This window comes from Gelidibacter salicanalis (assembly GCF_007997285.1).
Lineage (GTDB): Bacteria > Bacteroidota > Bacteroidia > Flavobacteriales > Flavobacteriaceae > Gelidibacter > Gelidibacter salicanalis.
Genome location: NZ_VORX01000001.1, coordinates 670,865 through 688,984 on the forward strand (window position 1 = coordinate 670,865; position 18,120 = coordinate 688,984).

At 37.2% G+C, this 18,120-nt stretch carries 17 protein-coding genes and 1 pseudogene; 11 read left to right on the plus strand and 7 right to left on the minus strand.

The window, feature by feature from the left end; translation table 11 throughout:
• The first annotated feature begins 29 nt into the window (after positions 1-29).
• The 7 genes from ES711_RS02935 to ES711_RS02965 all read left to right on the plus strand — a co-directional run bounded on the left by ES711_RS02935 (position 30) and on the right by ES711_RS02965 (position 7,195).
• Positions 30-395, plus strand: a complete 366-nt coding sequence (locus tag ES711_RS02935; RefSeq protein ID WP_146889677.1) for a four helix bundle protein — start codon at positions 30-32, stop codon at positions 393-395.
• 64 nt (positions 396-459) lie between these two features.
• Positions 460-2,418: an AAA family ATPase gene (locus tag ES711_RS02940; protein ID WP_146889680.1), complete on the plus strand. Its 1,959-nt coding sequence runs from the start codon at positions 460-462 to the stop codon at positions 2,416-2,418.
• A 31-nt stretch (positions 2,419-2,449) separates the two neighbouring features.
• Complete coding sequence (locus ES711_RS02945; protein ID WP_146889682.1) at positions 2,450-3,049, plus strand: NUDIX domain-containing protein; 600 nt, start codon at positions 2,450-2,452, stop codon at positions 3,047-3,049.
• A gap of 84 nt (positions 3,050-3,133) precedes the next feature.
• Entirely contained in the window at positions 3,134-4,369 is a 1,236-nt protein-coding gene (locus ES711_RS02950) for a DUF6638 family protein (protein WP_146889685.1), read from the plus strand.
• Between the two features lie 51 nt (positions 4,370-4,420).
• Positions 4,421-4,780: a four helix bundle protein gene (locus ES711_RS02955; protein WP_146889688.1), complete on the plus strand. Its 360-nt coding sequence runs from the start codon at positions 4,421-4,423 to the stop codon at positions 4,778-4,780.
• 121 nt (positions 4,781-4,901) lie between these two features.
• Positions 4,902-5,426, plus strand: a complete 525-nt coding sequence (locus ES711_RS02960; RefSeq protein WP_146889691.1) for a hypothetical protein — start codon at positions 4,902-4,904, stop codon at positions 5,424-5,426.
• Between the two features lie 71 nt (positions 5,427-5,497).
• Complete coding sequence (locus tag ES711_RS02965) at positions 5,498-7,195, plus strand: hypothetical protein (protein ID WP_146889694.1); 1,698 nt, start codon at positions 5,498-5,500, stop codon at positions 7,193-7,195.
• A 275-nt stretch (positions 7,196-7,470) separates the two neighbouring features.
• Here ES711_RS02965 and ES711_RS02970 read toward each other — a convergent pair whose 3' ends face one another.
• Positions 7,471-8,283, minus strand: coding sequence for a short-chain fatty acyl-CoA regulator family protein (locus tag ES711_RS02970; RefSeq protein ID WP_146889696.1), 813 nt, complete (start codon positions 8,281-8,283; stop codon positions 7,471-7,473).
• On the opposite strand from ES711_RS02970, the pseudogene ES711_RS02975 reads away from it, so the two are divergent.
• Positions 8,281-8,583, plus strand: a pseudogene (locus ES711_RS02975) (isocitrate lyase); the annotation flags it as partial. The gene ES711_RS02970 and the pseudogene ES711_RS02975 sit on opposite strands and share 3 nt — an antisense overlap.
• 88 nt (positions 8,584-8,671) lie before the next feature.
• Here the strand turns inward: ES711_RS02975 and ES711_RS02980 are convergent.
• The 3 genes from ES711_RS02980 to ES711_RS02990 are packed head-to-tail and all read right to left on the minus strand — an operon-like array spanning position 8,672 to position 10,453.
• Positions 8,672-9,145 (minus strand): GNAT family N-acetyltransferase, encoded by a 474-nt coding sequence (locus tag ES711_RS02980; RefSeq protein ID WP_146889698.1) that lies wholly within the window; start codon positions 9,143-9,145, stop codon positions 8,672-8,674.
• A complete protein-coding gene (locus tag ES711_RS02985) occupies positions 9,142-9,435 on the minus strand; it encodes a hypothetical protein (protein ID WP_146889701.1) in 294 nt (97 codons plus the stop codon). The genes ES711_RS02980 and ES711_RS02985 overlap by 4 nt, the downstream gene beginning before the upstream one ends.
• Positions 9,407-10,453 carry a formimidoylglutamase gene (locus ES711_RS02990; protein WP_146889704.1) on the minus strand — a complete coding sequence of 349 codons (1,047 nt, stop codon included), beginning with the start codon at positions 10,451-10,453 and terminating at the stop codon, positions 9,407-9,409. Before ES711_RS02990 ends, ES711_RS02985 begins: the two co-directional genes overlap by 29 nt.
• Before the next feature lie 115 nt (positions 10,454-10,568).
• Here ES711_RS02990 and ES711_RS02995 point away from each other — a divergent pair, with 115 nt between their 5' ends.
• Entirely contained in the window at positions 10,569-11,462 is an 894-nt protein-coding gene (locus tag ES711_RS02995) for a chromosome partitioning protein ParA (protein WP_146889707.1), read from the plus strand.
• 90 nt (positions 11,463-11,552) lie between these two features.
• Here the strand turns inward: ES711_RS02995 and hutI are convergent, their stop codons facing one another.
• The gene (gene hutI, locus ES711_RS03000) at positions 11,553-12,800 is read right to left on the minus strand and encodes an imidazolonepropionase (RefSeq protein WP_146889709.1); all 1,248 of its coding nucleotides are present in this window, start codon (positions 12,798-12,800) and stop codon (positions 11,553-11,555) included.
• 132 nt (positions 12,801-12,932) lie between these two features.
• On the minus strand, positions 12,933-14,330 hold the full coding sequence (gene fumC, locus ES711_RS03005) for a class II fumarate hydratase (RefSeq protein WP_146889712.1): 1,398 nt from the start codon (positions 14,328-14,330) through the stop codon (positions 12,933-12,935).
• A 272-nt stretch (positions 14,331-14,602) separates the two neighbouring features.
• On the opposite strand from fumC, the gene ES711_RS03010 reads away from it, so the two are divergent.
• Together ES711_RS03010 and ES711_RS03015 are read left to right on the plus strand one after the other, a co-directional pair.
• A complete protein-coding gene (locus tag ES711_RS03010) occupies positions 14,603-15,244 on the plus strand; it encodes a peroxiredoxin (RefSeq protein WP_146889715.1) in 642 nt (213 codons plus the stop codon).
• Between the two features lie 96 nt (positions 15,245-15,340).
• The gene (locus ES711_RS03015; RefSeq protein WP_146889717.1) at positions 15,341-15,526 is read left to right on the plus strand and encodes a hypothetical protein; all 186 of its coding nucleotides are present in this window, start codon (positions 15,341-15,343) and stop codon (positions 15,524-15,526) included.
• Positions 15,527-15,602: 76 nt separating this feature from the next.
• Here ES711_RS03015 and ES711_RS03020 read toward each other — a convergent pair whose 3' ends face one another.
• Entirely contained in the window at positions 15,603-18,116 is a 2,514-nt protein-coding gene (locus ES711_RS03020; protein WP_146889720.1) for a TonB-dependent receptor domain-containing protein, read from the minus strand.
• Positions 18,117-18,120 lie beyond the last annotated feature (4 nt).

Below are 18,120 nucleotides of genomic sequence, written 5' to 3' on the forward strand. Positions count from 1 at the left end.
ACTGCTAACTGAAAAAACTACTAAACAAAATGAGTTTTAAAAAGCTATTGGCATATCAAAAAGGATTTGATTTAGCGATGGAAATTTTTCATCTAACCAAAGGCTTTCCCAATTCAGAGCAGTTTATGCTAACATCGCAAATGGTGCGATCGAGTAGAGCGGTATGTTCGGCGATTGCTGAAGCTTATAGGAAAAGGCCATATGAAAAGCATTTCAAAAGCAAATTAACTGATGCTGACAGTGAAAATTCTGAAACCCAATTGTGGTTAGACTTTGCATTCGCTTGCCACTATATAGATGCGCAAAAGAGAGAAGCGTTACAATTGAAAAGTGAAGAAATTGGAAAACTTTTGAATTATATGATAAATCATCCAGAAAAGTTTGGATCTAATTAATAACGGCAGTCTTAATACTGAAAACTGAAAACTGAAGACTGCCAACTGAGGACTTAATAAAACTATGCAACAAAACTCCACATTCCCCATAAAACAGAACGAACTCGATATGCTTCGCGATGAAGCAGCATCGTACCTTAAAAGTATTCAATGGGAGCAAGGGCAACGCGCCAAAAACAAAGATAAGGAAGCGAAAGACGAATCAATTCTCCTGTATCTTTCTCGTGCTAATAACGGCTCTAATGTTGCAGAAACCACATCTGTTTCTAAGACCATTTTAGAGCTTAAAAAACGGTTGTTGCCAGATTCTATTGCAATCCCTGTATTGCTAAATCAAACCTTGTATGCGGTTCAGGAAGGGTTGACGCTTGGCGTATGGATAAAGGATAGTTATTATGATGCCTCCGGTTTGTCTAGCTTAAATGAGCGCAAAGCGTCTTTGGACAGTATGGGGAAACGGGAATATGAAAGCAAAATGCACACAGCAACTGCGTTTATGTTGTTTTCAGCCGCTTACCATATTTTGCACCAATTAAAACCGTATGCATCTGACGATTTAAGCGTCATGAAACAAAAATTTGCGGGTATTCCTGAGATTTCCCTGTTATCACCGTTAAAAGGTGTGGCGTGTATCTTATTTTATTACGACAAGTATTTGGGACATCCTGATATTATTAAAAGTGATAAAGATGTGGCCGATTTTACAGTCGTGTTTTTCGATGCGTTGATCGACGAAATCCAAATGCGGAAAGCCACATTGGATCATCAGGAAACTATTTTGGACAGAACCTATAAATTGGAGCATTCAGAGTTTGCGATTTCGGGATGGAATAATGTATTTGCTGGAGCTGCTAAAAGTGTCGAGTTTAACAAGATTCAATTTGAACAGATTGTAGGTAATAAAGATGCGAAACATTTTGCCCGTCGATTGACCGAGCGTATGTTGAGTTATGATTTTACCGCAAAAAAGAATCCTTTTCAAGAATTGGGTGGCTTTATGCCCGTATTTATGGGGTATGGAATTCCGGGAACAGGAAAAAGTATGCTTATCGCAGCCACTGCGACGCGGTTAAAAGAACACTGTGACCATTTGGAGCTACCGTTTTTGTTTCACCCAATGCCAGACACTTTAATATCTACATTTCAAGGGGGTTCTGCAGAAAAGATGGTAGAATGGATGAAACCCATGCAAGATCCTACAAAACTAATTTTTGCTCCAATTGATGACGCTGAAAATAATTTGCAAGAGCGCACCGCGCAAGGTGTTTCTGCAGGTGTGAAGGAAGTCATCGGTGTGTTTTTGAGATATACTGAAGGCGCTTATGCGGTAAATTATGGGAATAGTGCTATCGGTCTATTTACTAATTTACCTGAAATGTTGGATAAGGCGGTGATTTCGCGGGTGCAAGGCCGATTCGAAATTGACGGCGCACAGTCGGAACACGACTTTTTAGATCAAGATCATTTATGGTGGCGTAAATTGCAACAAACGATGCCAGATTTCATCAACATGAAAAATCCGGAACAATACCAATACCTTCAAGATCAAGGCTTGGCTAAAAATATGGGAGAGATTCTCAAATCGGTGGGTAAACCCTCGGAGGAACGCGTTCATGCGGTTTATGACAATGTCGAACGTCAATTTCAAACTAACGAGCATCAATTTTACGCCAATTTATATAAAGAAATGCAGCGTGTGTTTCCATTCTTTTCGTCTAGGGACGTTAGGAATATCCAATCGGCCATTTCATTGCGACTTACTGATTTCGATTTGGAGGGCTCGTGGTTTGAAAATCCTGAAGTGTATTTTAAGCAGGATTATGAGACCAAGTTTAATATGTTACAAGAATTGATGCGTGCCAATATGAAAGGCCTCGATTTTTCTGAAATACGACGTCAGGAGGTGGTGCGTTATCTAGATAATGTGGCCACAATTGCGGATACCGATTTCAAGCGTCAGGTAGATTCGAGAGTTAACGACCTCAATATTGAATTGGCAGCACGACGTCAGTTTGATAATTAAAACCAAATCTAAATCAGACAAAAATTTTAGAATGTCAGAAAACATAAAAAATATTACAATAACAACGCTTTCTAAAGCTTGGGCAACCTTGTCAGAAATCAATTATGATTACCAATTTACAAACGGTTCTTGGAAGCGCGTCTCTCGCGAAAGTTATGATCGTGGGCACGGCACCGGAATTTTATTATACAATGTAGAAAAAGGAGCGGTCATTTTAACCCGACAATTTCGGATGCCAATTTATCAAACCAATAAGGACGAAGGCATGTCTATTGAAGTCTGCGCTGGCGCTATCGATGATAACGACACGCCAGAAGCTACAATTATAAGAGAAGTGGAAGAGGAAGTCGGTTATAGAATCACCGAAGTCAAAAAAGTGATGGAAGCCTACCCTTCACCTGGAGCCTTGACTGAAAAAATGTACTTGTTTGTTGCACCCTATTCCGACACTATGAAAGTGCATGAAGGCGGAGGAGTTGCGGGGGAGCATGAAGAAATTGAAGTGATGGAATTACCGTTCTCAAAAGCTTTACAAATGATAGCATCCACTGAAATTCGAGATGCGAAAACTATTATGTTATTGCAGTATGCGCAGATACATGGATTATTTGGAGGAGAAAATAGAGAATAGAAAATAGAATAGAGAGAAGAGAATAGAGAGAAATTCTTACCAAGAAACAAGAAATAGAGATTCCCACTTTCGTGGGAAGTAAACATGGAAAAATTAAAAGCAGCACATTTATACAGAGATGAACTCATTCCCATTAGTGGGAAATTGGTTGAGCGTTACAATCAGTGCCTTAAAATATTAGGATTTACTGAAACAAAACTCACTAATTTTTCTATCGATGGAATTGGTTGGAGTCCTGAAATTGCTGAGGAGAAGCAGGAAATTCATTATCTGAATAATGGTGAAGCCAATCCGAATGCTATTATCATTACCCCGTTGCAAAAAGGAAAACCGGTCTATGTGCCGTTTCATACATTCGATCGGGAAATGATGCAGCATGTGTTCAGAACTCATGGCGATAAAATTAATGATATTACGAGAGACTGCGCCATTTGTGTGCACTTTGACCAGCATATTGATGCATTTTATGAGCCTTTAGATGTCTTGAAATATGGCGATATTTCCATTACTTTTAAGCTAATTAACAATCTAGATAAATTACAAAAGCAGCAGCTTGAGTTGGTTGATAAATTTAAACAGGGCCATAATTTTATCGACGAAGGTCTGCACCAACAGTTGTTGGAATCGGCTCAAACGTATGGCGATTTAAGACATCGAAATCTTGAGCTCCCAGAATTGTATTACACCACAGATTCGTTTTATACCAAAGCCTTTGGAGGTGTGTTCGTGTTGCGCGATTTTATTTCGCCAATCGTTGTTTTTCAAGACGAAAAGTGGCACAAAGAGGCCATTAAGGACACGACTTATGATGTGTTGATCTATCATATTTCTCAGCCAGAATTGATGGATAAATTGCGCGATCATTTAATTGTTGGGTATGATTTAGATGCCGCCGTAAAAACACCACGGTACAGCCGAATCAAAAAATTTATGTTTGCTAAATATCTCAAAAACACGGCGCATCCTATTCAAGATATTTTGGAAGACAATGTGTTATTTAAAGGATATTTGAATAAACTAAGTATTGAAGATCGGAAAATGGTAATGAGTGTTGAGCTCTATTTGGAAAAAATGGAAATCAGCAATCAGCATAAATTAGCGGATATTGTAGATGTGGAATTGTTTGAAGCATTAAATGAACCCCATTCATCTTTACATGTCAAACATCAAGATTTAATCTGGAAATTGTTAGTCAATATTGCGCCTTTAGATGTTTTATTTTTGTATTGGTATGATAAAGAACTGTTTTATAAAAACTACGACACCTGGGATGATTCCTTGAAAGATTGGGTAATTGCAACGATTCGTAACAATATTTAAAAAATAAGTGGGAAGCACGAAGAATGAAGTTTACCTTTATCCATAAAGAATATGCATTTTAAATTTGAAGATTTACTAATTTGGCAAAAGGCCATGGATTTAGGTGAAAACATGAATCAAATGGCCTATAAGTTCCCACAAGTGGAGTTGTATAATTTATCATCTCAAATTAGAAGAGCTTCAGATTCTATTGCATTAAATATTTCCGAAGGATCTATTCTACAATCTAACGCAGAATATAGAAAATTTTTAGGTTATGCAATTCGATCAACGGCTGAAGTCGTAACATATTTACATAAAGCTAAACGTAGAAATTATATAACAGAAGAACAATTCTTATCGTATTACAAGAATTGTTTTGATTTGCTAAATATGACAATTGCATTTAGAAATAAAATTAAGGTGGTATAAATATATTTTACTAAATGAAATTTTATACAATTTTTTTTATCAATAAGTGAATGTTAAATATTTTCAATTTATTATAAATCCAAGCTTCAAGCTTCGTTCTTCAAGCTTCAAACTCAACATCATGACACTAGAAATCATTGTTTTCATCGGCTCCATATTATTCGGAATCTTGTTATATTGGCGTGAATCAACCGGCAACGGACTCTATCGATTTATAAATAAGATGATGTATTCCAAAAAGTTGCAAATGTCACCAGACAATCCAAGGGGTTTTGTATACCAACAAAAATTTCTATTACGTTTGGTATTCATCACGATGATTTTTTTGGTTGGAATTTTAATCGCTCGATTTTTAATTCCAATTGATATAGCAACCATTTCAGTATTCGCTTCAAGTATTGTCGGGACGCTTATTGGGACTTATATTGGCGGTTTTGTGCTGAAATCTGAAAAAGTAATCGATGCCCATAGTGATTCCATTGAAGAAAAATTTGATCATGCAATAGATCAAGGTCGCGATTTTATTCAGGATATCACCTCTAGAGAACCAAAAGTGGTGGAGGAAGCTAAAAAGGAAATCGAAGAAAATCCTGTTGAGCCTAAGAAGAGTGCTAGAGAGCGATTGAAGGACAAAGGTTTGATGTAGATAGGTGTGAGGTTTGAGGAATGAGGTTTGAGTTTGATGTTTTAAAAGTTTAATAATAGAACAGAGTAATTATGATAAAGAACTATTGGAATAGAGGCAGTAGACAAAAAACAATAACCATCGTTGTCACTTTGGTTTTAGTGCTGTTATTGTTTTTTCTTCGGGATGATTACCAACCATTTTTACTATGGATAAGAAAATATATTTTCCTTATTCTCGTAATTGGTTTGGTCTTGTTTTTCGGATTGCGGAGCTTTAGAAGTTCGGTAGGCGTAGGACGTCGCATCATGATTCTTGTTTTATTGGTACTCTTTTTTGGATTGGTTTATATCATTGGCGGACACTTTAAAATGTACGATTATGTAAAAACCTACAATGTGTTTAACAATTTGAATAAAGTTCAAATAAACAAATTACCGCTCACCCAAAATGAACGCATTCAGCCGTTGCGGAATATCTTTTCCATGGCCAACGAATCCGTTGGAGAAACTAAAGATGTCTCTTTACCGCACTTGGTAAGGGTGGATGGTGAAAACAAATGGACTATGGCCATTCAGCCATCAGAGAAATACACCATGCAACAAATCAGTGAAAATACGGAGGAGGTTTTTGCGGTATCCAGTACATCGCCATTTCCAAGGTTTTCTAATGAAAACCGTATTCCAGTAACCTTTTCAATTGGCGAATCTCTTAAATTCAGCAGAAACACCTATAATGCGGTGGTGCAACGTTTCAATATTTGGCAATTGTTTACCATGGAACCTGGCGATACGTTTTATATGAAAAATGATGCCGGTAAATGGGTGCAAGTGGTGAGTTTAATCAAATGGAAAGGCTTCTTTTTTCCTTATCCGACTTTTGGTGGCGTAATGATTATCGATAGTGGCGAACATGATTTTAACGACTATATGGAGCGGGTTTTAATTGGGAAAGGAACCTATGTCAGCCCTGAGAATATGAAAAATTACCCATTTTTAACCAAACAAAACACGCTATCTGAAAAAGTATCTCGATTACAAGCCGAGTCTTTAAAGTTTTTAGGCGGATTTACCGATCCATTACCATGGAAGATGGAAACTGCTGTGAAAATTCCTGACTTACCAGAAGATCAGAATCAGCAGCCTTTTGTTACCGATTTCGATTTTTCATCTGTGGATGCTAAAGCGTATAACGGATTATACCACTGGTTTGGATTGGAGCCTATTGGAGAAGAACGCACGAGTTTAACTTATAGTGTGTTTGTGCCTGCAGATGGTACCGATAAGTTGTTTTATTATGATCACGCTGCTAAGAAACAAGGCTATGCTGGAGTCTCAGCAATGCCTTTGAAAATAATTGAATCTCGTAAGGAATATGATTGGTCGGTTAATAAACCTGTAGAGTTCAGGCCGTATATTAAAGACATCGCCGGCCGCAGACGTATGTTTTTCTTAGGAACGGTTTCGGCCGTTAAAGATGGATCAGCAAAATTTGATGGATCAGCAACTCCAGATTTGGCATTGGTTGATAGTGAGTATCGCGATGTGATTTGGATCGATGTCAAACGTCCAAGCACTTGGGATAAAACCGTATACGATCAGCTCAATGAAGCTTGGAGAGCTAGTGAAGGCATTGGATATTTCTATGAAGAAGACAACCGAACTTCTGATTTAGACTTGATGCAACGGGAAATGGATTCAATACGATCGATTCCAAAGGTTAATGCGAATGCTCAAGAAATTGAGAAGTTACAACGTAGAATTGATTCTTTGAATTCAGCTGGGAATTAATAAGGAACTTCTCATTCCGGTTGAGTTTGTCATTCCGACACAGTTTTGTCATTCCGAGGTCAGGAGGAATCCCAAAACAGTGCAATCGTGGACTATGATGATGCGATGTCTCATTGCATTCGACATGACAAAACAATCATTCGTCATTCCAACCCAGTTTTGTCATTCTGACGATGGGAGGAATCCCATAACAGTAATCATCGGTTAATTTGCGTTATGCGATGTCTCATTATATTCGACATGACAAAACAGACCTACCACAAAACAAAATCACCCTACCCTAACCGCTTCTGTAAATCCGCGACCACAGTCTCAATCTGCGCATTTTTGTTTTTCCGTTCCAATAAAATTGGTGGCGCTTGTCTCACCTCACAATCGGTAATCGCACAACGTTCACACGTCACGCCAACCTTTGTGGTTTTGATTTTAGGGTCATTCAAAAAACCAATTTTTCGTTGCAAGTGTTTGTTGATCAACAGCCCAATACTGATGCTTCTGTACTGATTATCTCTAAAGGGATCTTTTGTAGCGGATGATAATAGTAAATATTTCATATCATCATCAGGATAATCCGATATTTGAAGATCAAAAACATGATCCTCTTTGGTGCTGCTTATAGTTTTTAAAACTCTTAAAGAAACCCAACGGCGACAATAATGTTCGTTAGTTTCATTGGCGCGTGGGGAATGCTGATGCGACAAATGCAATTCTTTTTTTAGATGAAAACGTTCACTGCCTGCACGATGTGTAAAGCGCAAGAAAAATAAATCTTGAATATTAAACTCTTTAGGAAGCACATTGGTCAAGCGTTGATAAAACGATTCTGGCGATGCATTGTAGGAGTTTATAATTTCTAAAAACAAGTGTTCATCAAACGTCTCATTTTCAAATAAGGTGGTAAGTTGTTCGGTAATCTTGGCTTTAGGTAAAATCAGCGCCCCAGCAAAATACGATGCGTAAAAATTATTCAATACCTGGTCAAAATTTTCAAATTTAATCCATGAAAAGGTGTAAAGCCGTTCTTTGTATTGCAGAAAATTATAAGCCAGTTCTTTGGCATAAATGAACGTCCGTTGTGCATCATCCATTTGATTACGTTACCTACATATCATACAACCGCTTTGCACATGAATGATTTAACTGAAGGATACTTTGGAGAAGAAGGGATGTTGGCGTATGTAAGAGGCGTTCAGAGGCAAGAAATCCGTAAAGGTGTCGCTTGTGTAAAGCACCAACGTATGGCAAGATCTAACCTTGGAGACGATCACAAAACGTTTTTTGCTGGTGAAAAAGCGTTAAAAGCAGATGGCGAAAAGAATACGTCAAATCAGTTTGAAGCCATTGCGGAAGCTACTGCTGTTGAGCAACCCTTAAGTGTTGTCGCTTAATAGCAAATCACTATTAAATGATACTAAAAAACTCCAGAAGTCATTCTGGAGTTTTTGAATTAGGTAAGAATCTGATATTTTTTAATTCCTATTGTTCCTTAAATTTTAATAGCATTTTAATGTCACTACGCTTATAAATGCAATTCGGTTCCATAGGAACTTCTATAAACCCATACTTTTTATAAATGTAAATAGCGTTCTCAAGTTTGGTACTGGAATAGAGGAGTAACGAGTTAAATCTGTTCGCTTTGGCAAAGTCAATACAATGCTGCATCAACTGCTGTCCAATTTTATAACCCCTATGTTCAGGAGACACGGCCATTTTAGTAAGTTCAAAAATCTCAGCATCTTCAGTGGACATTAAGGCAACAGTTCCGACAATGTCCTCATGAAGCTTTGCGAAGAAAATATAACCACCCTTTTCAATGATGTATTCTTCAGGTTTGCTTAAGACTTCGTCATCAAAAGGTTCTATTACAAAAAACTTTTTGAGCCATTCTGAATTAAGCTTATAAAAATCCTTCGCGTATACTTTATCAAAAGGGATAATATTTATCATCATAATAATGTGGTATAGCCTATTAAAAAGGCGGTCAATAATGAAAAAAGCATGGTCAAGATGGCCAAACTCTTACTTTCAGTCTTTTTAGAAATCCCCCTAAATATGACAATTAACGGAATAAAAGCGCCAACGCTAAAAATAAAAATGGTAATCATCTCCATAGTATCTTTAAAGTTGGTGTTGCTATATGCATTATCAAACATTACATTGATTAATAACAGATATAGGAGCACAATCACACTGCCAATAAATATCCATAAATCAATTCGGTATTGTCTGTCTGCTTTCATAAATAGATTGATTAGCTCTTATAAAATCCGTAATCAGATAGGTGATCAATTTCCCAACGATGACTTCAGTATCTGCTGTAGGAGCCGCTTCACAAATGTGCAAATAGGCGGCGTTTTCGTGAGTTCCAAAATAGGTAACGAAAGCGCGTGCTTTTTTGACGCTAAAACCACTCGGAGTGATAGCGCTACTAGGGATGAACTTAATAGCGTCACAATCTACTTCTACACCAAACGCCTTCTCCGTAACATGTTTTGCTGCACGTTCCAATTCTGATTTAAATTTTTTGTCTTTTCTAATGGTAATGGCTTCAAAGGTATTATACTTTAAAGCCTTGAATTTGTCCAAGGTTTTAAAAATTAAATGCGACGTGTAGTTTTCGTGCAGTCCGAAGATAAAGTAGTTTTTTAGGAAGCCTTCAGCGTAAGCATAACTGAACCCATTGCCGCTATGCCGACCTTCTTCTTTTCTAAAATCAGAATGGGCATCAAAATTAACCACGTTAATCGGTTTTTTATAGGCCAAAGAGGTGCCCTTGATATTGCCGTAAGCGTTATTATGACCGCCGCCAATAATTATAGGTTTTTTGCCGGCACTGACAATGGTGTGTACCAGTTCAGTGACGTGCCGGTCAATTTTTTCTGTAAGCTTTCTGGCCTTAGCAATATTCTTATCGGAATTATCGAGATGGTCAATCTTTTCCATTTCCTTGGAAAAATCTAAGTGACCAAGCACCAAAACCTTGTTGGCTTTGGTATGGATGTTACTTTGGATGTTCAACAACACCTTTAAAGTGGCTTCCCAAGCTTTAGCCGTACCTCGGTGGCCATAGTTAGCAAATACACCAATGTCTTCGGGAATTCCGAATATAACGTAGCTAACGTCTAAAGTTCTTAAAGATTCGTATATATTGGTAGTGTTAGAAAGAATTTTGATATGCTCTCCAAATTTAGATTCATTTGGTCTTTTTTTCAAGAATGTGTCTAAATCGTTTATATTAAATAGAACAAGTTTGTTCATTGTGAAGTTTAATTTTAAATTTGAAGTATTAAAAATACATTATTATTTAATTCTATCATTAAAATCAGAGTATAACCAGTGTTAATTTAAGTATCAATAACTAAAATCAAAACTTATGGAAAGTTCAACTAGTAACAATAGTAACAAAAATACCGGATTAAAAATTGCTTTAGGCATCTTATTGGCCTTGTTTATCGGGACAGGATTCTACACCTCGAAACTATACAATGAGAAAAAAGAAAATGAAGCCACATTGGCTAAGGAGAAACAATTGGTCATGACCGATTTAAATAATATGGCCAAGCAATATGATATTGCCATTGGTGAGAATAAAGTTGCAAACGAAGATTTGATTGACGCGAGAAATAGAATTCAAAATTTAATGGATTCTTTGAAAATTTCGCAGAATAGTGTAAACAGTTTGTGGAATTATAAAAAGAAATATTTGTCGTTGCAAGAAGAGATGAATGTACTCTTAACTGAAAATGATAAGTTGAAAATTGAAAACTCTCTATTGGCAAATTCATTGGACAGTACCAATGTTAAGTTGGCAGAACGCAACATGTTTACGGATTCGTTACTAGTGCAAAATACGGAATTGGCTTCAGTAGTGGAAAGTGCAGCTGTTTTACAAACAGTAGGATTAAAAGCGTTTGGAGTGATTGAAAGAAGTTCAGGAAAGTTGATTCCTACTGAAAGAGCACGTCGTAGTGATAAAATCAGAATCTGTTATACCGTAGCAAAAAACACGTTAGTGGGTGCTGGTGATAAAGAATTGTATGTGCAAGTATTGGATCCTAAGGACAACGTTTTAGGGGCTAATGAGCAAATTCAATTTGGTGACACTGTTTTAAACTATAGCATTGTTAGTAAATTTAACTACGAAAACAGAAATTTAAATATCTGTGAGTTTGTTTCTCCTAGAGGAGAATTCGCTGAAGGACGTTACACGGTTAATGTTTACAATAAAAAAGAACTCGTATCTAGCACAGAGTTTACTTTAGAATAAGCGCAAATTACACGAATTAAAAACCCGAAAGTCATATGGCTTTCGGGTTTTTTTATGGTGTCTAGTGTAATGGAAATGCTTGGTTTATCGCTATACTTCTTTTTTAAGAATTTTTCCTCTAACAATAACGGTCTCAATTAAATTGTCTCCAAATGCATAAGGGAGATTATTATAACTCGCGATTTCTTTGGTGATGATGATATTCGCTTTTTTGCCTCTACAGATGCTACCGTATTGATTAGATAAGCCCATCGCATATGCCCCATTTATGGTGGCAGCATTAATAGCTTCTTCAGGAGTCATTCTGAGTTTGATACAGGCGGTGCTGACCACGAAGTTCATATTGCCACTTGGAGTAGACCCCGGATTATAATCGGTAGCCAAAGCCAATGGAAGGCCTGCATCTATAATTTGTCGTGCTGGCGAATAAGGAATGCTTAAAAAATAAGAACAGGAGGGAAGTGCCACCGGCATTGTATCAGAGCCTTTTAAGGCTTCAATATCCTCTGGTCTCATTTCTTCTAAATGATCTACAGAACGGGCATTGTGTTCTACGGCAAGCGCAACGCCTCCAAAAGCATTAAATTGATTGACGTGAATTTTCGGGGTCATGCCATGTACTGTTCCAGCGGCTAAAATACGATCGGTATCTTCCAAATCGAAATAGCCTTTTTCACAAAACACATCCACAAAATCAGCAAGATTGGCTTTTGCAACCTCAGGTATCATTTCCGAAACAATAAGATCGACATATTTTGTTTTATTAGCTTTATACTCTCTGGGTACAGCGTGGGCGGCGAGTAACGTGGTTTTTATAGCTGCTAAAGACTCTTTCTTTAAGCGTTTTATAACGCGAAGCATTTTCATCTCAGCCTCAACAGTAAGGCCATAACCTGATTTTATTTCTATAGCGCCTGTGCCTAATTGCATTACTCTATTTAAGCGCACCAAGGATTGTTGATACAGTTCTTCTTCTGAGGTGTTTTGTAAGACTTCAGCAGAATTAAGAATGCCGCCACCGCGTTCAGCAATTTCTTCATATGTTAGCCCATTGATGCGGTCAACAAACTCTTGCGATCTATCTCCAGCATAGACAATATGAGTATGGGAATCACACCAGGCAGGAAGTACAATTTTGCCTGTCGCGTCGATAACCTCTTCGGCTTCATACTCGGTATATTCTGACATCGGACCATATTCTACAATAGTATCATTTTCAATGATGAGATACGCGTTCTTGAGCGTAGGAAGTGTTTTCATGTCTTCACCCTTTACAATGGTCACGTTGGTTTCTCTAACTTGAAGCAGTTCCTTTATATTTTTGATGAGTATGGACATAGCGTGAAATTGAAATTGAAATTGAAATTGAATTTGAACTTGAACTTGAAAAAAATGAAATAAAAAAGCAAGTTATTAAATTTAACTTGCTTTTTATAGGATTGATTCCGCTTTATAACTTTTGAAGCGTTCTTATTTTAGTCCGCCAACCATCTCTTCAGGTTTTACCCATTCGTCATAGTCTTCGGCAGTAACGTAGCCTAAATTGACCGCTTCCTGTTTTAAGGTTGTACCATTTTTATGCGCTGTATTGGCGATTTCAGCAGCTTTGTAATAGCCAATTTTAGTGTTTAACGCTGTCACCAACATTAATGAATTATTCAAAAGGTGCTTAATCACATCGTGATTCGGCTCAATACCTTGGGCACAATGCTCGTCGAAACTTCTGCAGGCATCACCTAAAAGTTGCGCAGATTGTAAAACGTTAGCAGCCATTATCGGTTTAAAAACGTTCAATTCATAATGGCCTTGCGTGCCACCAACGGTTACGGCAACGTCATTCCCCATAACTTGTGCACACACCATAGTTAACGCTTCGCATTGGGTTGGATTTACTTTTCCAGGCATGATAGAACTTCCAGGTTCATTTGCAGGGATGATGATTTCGCCAATACCACTTCTTGGTCCAGAAGCCATCATACGGATATCGTTCGCAATCTTATTTAAACTTACAGCCAATTGCTTTAATGCACCGTGGGTTTCAACCAAGGCATCATGAGCAGCAAGCGCTTCAAATTTATTTGGAGCTGTTACAAACGGTAACTCCGTAAATTTTGCAATGTAATCAGCTACCAATTTACTGTATCCCTTTGGAGTATTTAAGCCTGTACCTACGGCAGTTCCGCCTAAAGCGACTTCACTTAAGTGCGGTAAGGTGTTTTGTAAAGCTTTTAAACCATAGTCCAATTGTGCAACATAACCTGAAATTTCTTGGCCTAGTGTAATAGGCGTAGCATCCATTAAGTGAGTACGTCCAATTTTAACAACGTCTTTAAATTCGCCAGCTTTGTTATGGAGCGTATTGCGGAGTTGAATGACTCCTTGAATGGTGTTTTCAACAACTTTTTTATATATAGCGATATGCATTCCGGTAGGAAACGTATCATTAGAAGATTGTGATTTGTTAACATCATCATTAGCTTTAATGACAGGCTCATCATCGCCAATTTTCTTGTCTGCCAATTGCTGTGCTCTATTGGCAATCACTTCATTAACATTCATATTACTTTGGGTCCCAGAACCTGTTTGCCAAATTACCAACGGAAATTGGTCATCATGTTTTCCTTCTAAAATCTCGTCACAGACTTGAGCAATCAGGTCGCGCTTTTCTTCAGGTAAAACTCCTAATTCGCAATTGGTAAACGCGGCTGCTTTTTTAAGATAGGCAAAACCGTGAATGATTTCTAAAGGCATAGATGCAGGAGCACCAATTTTAAAATTGTTTCGGGAACGTTCAGTTTGTGCGCCCCAAAGTTTATCTGCAGGGACCTTAACATCTCCCATTGTGTCTTTTTCAATTCTGTATTCCATAATACTTAGATGATTAATTACTACACAAAGTTAAGATTTTGAGGACGATTAAAGAATTGTTTTGAGGGTTTAATTTTATGAATTATCCACATTAGTTTGGTGATTAATAAGAGGAAAAGATGCTTTGCTCTATCTAAAAATGGATATATTTGAACGTGATTGAAAATGAAACTGATACCTCCAAGTCAGTCTACAATTAACAATTCTTTCATATGTAGCCTTAGCAATTATACTTACCTTTAGATATATTAATTACTAAAAACACTATTTTTATGAAAACGATTCGATTAGGTGATGAAGCTCCAAATTTTACAGCCGAAACAACGGAGGGCGATATAAACTTTCATGAGTGGCTAGGAGATAGCTGGGGTATTTTATTTTCCCATCCTGCAGATTATACACCAGTATGTACTACTGAACTTGGTGCCGTGGCGAAGTACAAAAAAGAATTTGATAAACGGAATACTAAAGTTATTGCTTTAAGTGTTGACGGTTTAGAATCTCATAAGGATTGGATAAAGGATATTAACGCTACTCAAAATACTACCGTAAACTTCCCGATTATTGCTGATGAAGATCACAAGGTATCTAATTTGTATGATATGATTCATCCCAATGCTGACAGTAAACATACGGTGAGATCAGTTTTTGTTATCGCACCTGATAAAACAGTTAAATTAACCATTACGTATCCAGCATCTACAGGTAGAAACTTTGATGAGTTGCTTCGTGTAATAGATTCCTTACAATTGACTGCCTACCATAAAGTTGCAACACCGGCTAATTGGACTGATGGCGATGATTGTGTCATTGTACCTGCAGTTAGTAGTGAGGAGGCTAAGAAGATGTTCCCTAAAGGTTTTAATGAAGTGCGTCCTTATTTAAGAATGACGCCACAGCCTAACAAGAACTAGGCTTTTAACAACCTTGTTAATAAAAGTTAATTTTGGTATTGTAAAACACAATGCTTTCTTATATCTTTGCTTTAATTATTAAAAACAACTCTCAGCATGTTTGATTTTGACCAATATTTAGGATTTTTAGCATTTTTAACCATTTTAACCATTGGGTTCTGGTTAATGATATTTTTGATGACTTTCGTAATTCCTTATTGGATTTTTGGTTCATCAATGGAACGTTTTAAGGAAATAAAAGCAGAGCGTAAAGCTAAGAGAGCATCAATGAGCTCAAAGTAACAATAATTTAAATACCAGATATTAAAAAAGCGGTTTCAATTTGAAACCGCTTTTTTGTGCTTTATTGTGAAAGTTATTATCCTTCAAAATCCATGTCGTCACCACCGTTGCTGCGCTCCATACTACGTTGTTGTTTCTTTTGTTGGTTGAAACGGTACGTGAATGATAGGTTAAAACTACGCTGTCTCCATTGGTACTCTGAGGCACTGATAAATGTAGGAGTAAAAGATTCCATTGATCTCTTTCTGGTATTGAATACATCACTCACATTAAATGCAATTGAGGCACGCTCATCAAACACATCCTTACTGAAGGCAAAATCAGTAGAGAACATGCCATCTCTTTTGTTTTGTGCATCTTCACTTGGCCCCATATAGAATAAACGTGTTTGCCAATCAATACCGCCCGGTAGGGTAAATTTGTTATTAAATCTTACAAACCAGCTCAAGTTTTCAGCACCGTAATCCGTGTCATTATAAAAACCTTCTGTTTTAGATTGGTATAAATTAAAGTTACCATTCATGTTCCACTTTTTAGAAGGACGGTAGGATAATGTAAATTCAAAACCATAACGATCGTTGGTCGCTAAATTGATAGGCGTTCTTCTGATGACCGGAATAACACTTTCGTGTTGAGCGGATACATCACCAAATGTTGGATCATTTTCGTTGATGGTATAATTGATATCTCTAATGTAGAAATCGCCAGTAGGTTCGCTGATAAAGCTAAATACGTCCGTTGCTCTTTCGTAATAAATTGAAGAATTTAAAGTAAACTTACTGAAGTTCCATAAATATCCTAAATCTATTTTGTTAGAATAACTAGGGTCGATATCTGGGTTTCCTTGGAATACGCTGGTTGGGCTGCTTCTTGATGGAAATGGATTGATAAATCGAGAATATGGTCTACGGATACGTCTGTTATATCCTAATTGTAAACTTTGATCCTTATTAATTTCATAGCCTAAATTAAGTGTTGGGAATAACCCAACATAATCCTTTTTCTGAAGATCATTGGTTGTTTTTTGATCGATTGTTACACGTGATCCTTCCATACGTAAGCCCATCAAATAAGAAAACTTATTACCAATCTTACTTCCAAACTGGGTGTAAACCGCATTGATATAATCTCTATAGATCAAATTATTACTGACATCAGTGTCCAATTCAAATTGATTGTCTTCATAAAATTCTAAACTATAGTCCGTATCCATTTCATTGAAATTTCCACGGTATCCTAATTCAAATTGGCTGTTTTCTCCAATTGGATGCACGTAATCTGCTTGTAATAAAACTTTATTTTGATTCTGTAGCATTTGTACACGTTCTACGGTTGCTCCATCTTGAGAAATTAATGAACGCTCATTTTCATCATTGGTTTCGTATTGAAAATCGAAGGTCAATTTATGTTGGCTATTGTCTTTAAACTGCTTATTGAAGTTTACCGAATATTGAATGGTTTTATCATCTTCAACTTCAGGATTAAAACGTTCAGAAGAAGAGAGAAAGTTATTGCTGGCATCAAATTCTCTACTGATATTTGTACTGTTATTCTCCTGATCACTATTTCTATAGACCAAAGAGGTAGTTAATGATGCAGAATCATTAATATACCACTCCACACCAACGTTAGTTGTAAAGTTTTTATCTTGTCTTTCAGATTCGCCTTTTTCATTTAAGAAGGTATCAGGCCTGTCCTCAATAAGATTGCCATTAGTGTCAAATCTGTTGTTGAAATATTGAGTTTCTGTGGAGGATTTTCCTGGAGATTCTCTATAGGTATAAGAAGTGGTGTTGAAGAAGTTGAAATCGCCAGTTCTGTAATTGATATTACCTGACACACCAGCCGTTGTAGGATAGCCAGCGTTTGCAGTTATGGCGCCGTTGAATCCTTGAAGTTTACTTCTTCTTAAGATGATATTTAAAATTCCACCCGTACCTTCAGCATCATATCTTGCTGATGGAGACGTAATCACCTCAACACGCTCTATTGATTCTGCCGGTAATTGACGCAACGCATCGGTAGAATTTAAGCCTACCAAGCCTGATGGTTTCCCGTTGATTAAAATTGTAACGTTTTCATTCCCTCTTAAAGAGACGTTCCCTTCAACATCGACAGATACGGAAGGCACGTTATCTAAAACGTCACTCACAGTTCCGCCTCTAACGGTAAGGTCTTGACCAACATTGTATATTTTCTTGTCTAATTTAATTTCGACCGTGGTACGTTCAGCAACAATTGATACTTCACCCAAAGATTGTGCATCAATGGCAATGCCCATCACACCTAAGTCAGTATTCTGATTGATAGTTTTGTTTGGAATTTTTTTGGTACCGTAAGATATGTACTCAATAGATATGTCATAAGTGCCTTTAGGAACTTTAATATCAAATTTACCATCAAGGTTAGTAATACCACCGGTGACAATTCTGTTTTCAACCTTGCTGAAAAAGGCAATGGTAGCATACTCCAGCGGTTGGTTTACATCGTTGTCCATGACAACGCCGGTAACGCTAACCTCTTGCTGGGCGAACACGAGATGTGATGTAAATACAAATAGTAGGGTAAATACGTAGGGAATTAGTTTCATTATT

Bases quoted from the DNA above. Each gene is read 5' to 3' on its own strand.
- ES711_RS02935 (WP_146889677.1), top strand. From the start codon at position 30: ATGAGTTTTAAAAAGCTATTGGCATATCAAAAAGGATTTGATTTAGCG.
- ES711_RS02940 (WP_146889680.1), top strand. From the start codon at position 460: ATGCAACAAAACTCCACATTCCCCATAAAACAGAACGAACTCGATATG.
- ES711_RS02945 (WP_146889682.1), top strand. From the start codon at position 2,450: ATGTCAGAAAACATAAAAAATATTACAATAACAACGCTTTCTAAAGCT.
- ES711_RS02950 (WP_146889685.1), top strand. From the start codon at position 3,134: ATGGAAAAATTAAAAGCAGCACATTTATACAGAGATGAACTCATTCCC.
- ES711_RS02955 (WP_146889688.1), top strand. From the start codon at position 4,421: ATGCATTTTAAATTTGAAGATTTACTAATTTGGCAAAAGGCCATGGAT.
- ES711_RS02960 (WP_146889691.1), top strand. From the start codon at position 4,902: ATGACACTAGAAATCATTGTTTTCATCGGCTCCATATTATTCGGAATC.
- ES711_RS02965 (WP_146889694.1), top strand. From the start codon at position 5,498: ATGATAAAGAACTATTGGAATAGAGGCAGTAGACAAAAAACAATAACC.
- ES711_RS02970 (WP_146889696.1), bottom strand. From the start codon at position 8,283: ATGGATGATGCACAACGGACGTTCATTTATGCCAAAGAACTGGCTTAT.
- ES711_RS02980 (WP_146889698.1), bottom strand. From the start codon at position 9,145: ATGATGATAAATATTATCCCTTTTGATAAAGTATACGCGAAGGATTTT.
- ES711_RS02985 (WP_146889701.1), bottom strand. From the start codon at position 9,435: ATGAAAGCAGACAGACAATACCGAATTGATTTATGGATATTTATTGGC.
- ES711_RS02990 (WP_146889704.1), bottom strand. From the start codon at position 10,453: ATGAACAAACTTGTTCTATTTAATATAAACGATTTAGACACATTCTTG.
- ES711_RS02995 (WP_146889707.1), top strand. From the start codon at position 10,569: ATGGAAAGTTCAACTAGTAACAATAGTAACAAAAATACCGGATTAAAA.
- hutI (WP_146889709.1), bottom strand. From the start codon at position 12,800: ATGTCCATACTCATCAAAAATATAAAGGAACTGCTTCAAGTTAGAGAA.
- fumC (WP_146889712.1), bottom strand. From the start codon at position 14,330: ATGGAATACAGAATTGAAAAAGACACAATGGGAGATGTTAAGGTCCCT.
- ES711_RS03010 (WP_146889715.1), top strand. From the start codon at position 14,603: ATGAAAACGATTCGATTAGGTGATGAAGCTCCAAATTTTACAGCCGAA.
- ES711_RS03015 (WP_146889717.1), top strand. From the start codon at position 15,341: ATGTTTGATTTTGACCAATATTTAGGATTTTTAGCATTTTTAACCATT.
- ES711_RS03020 (WP_146889720.1), bottom strand. From the start codon at position 18,116: ATGAAACTAATTCCCTACGTATTTACCCTACTATTTGTATTTACATCA.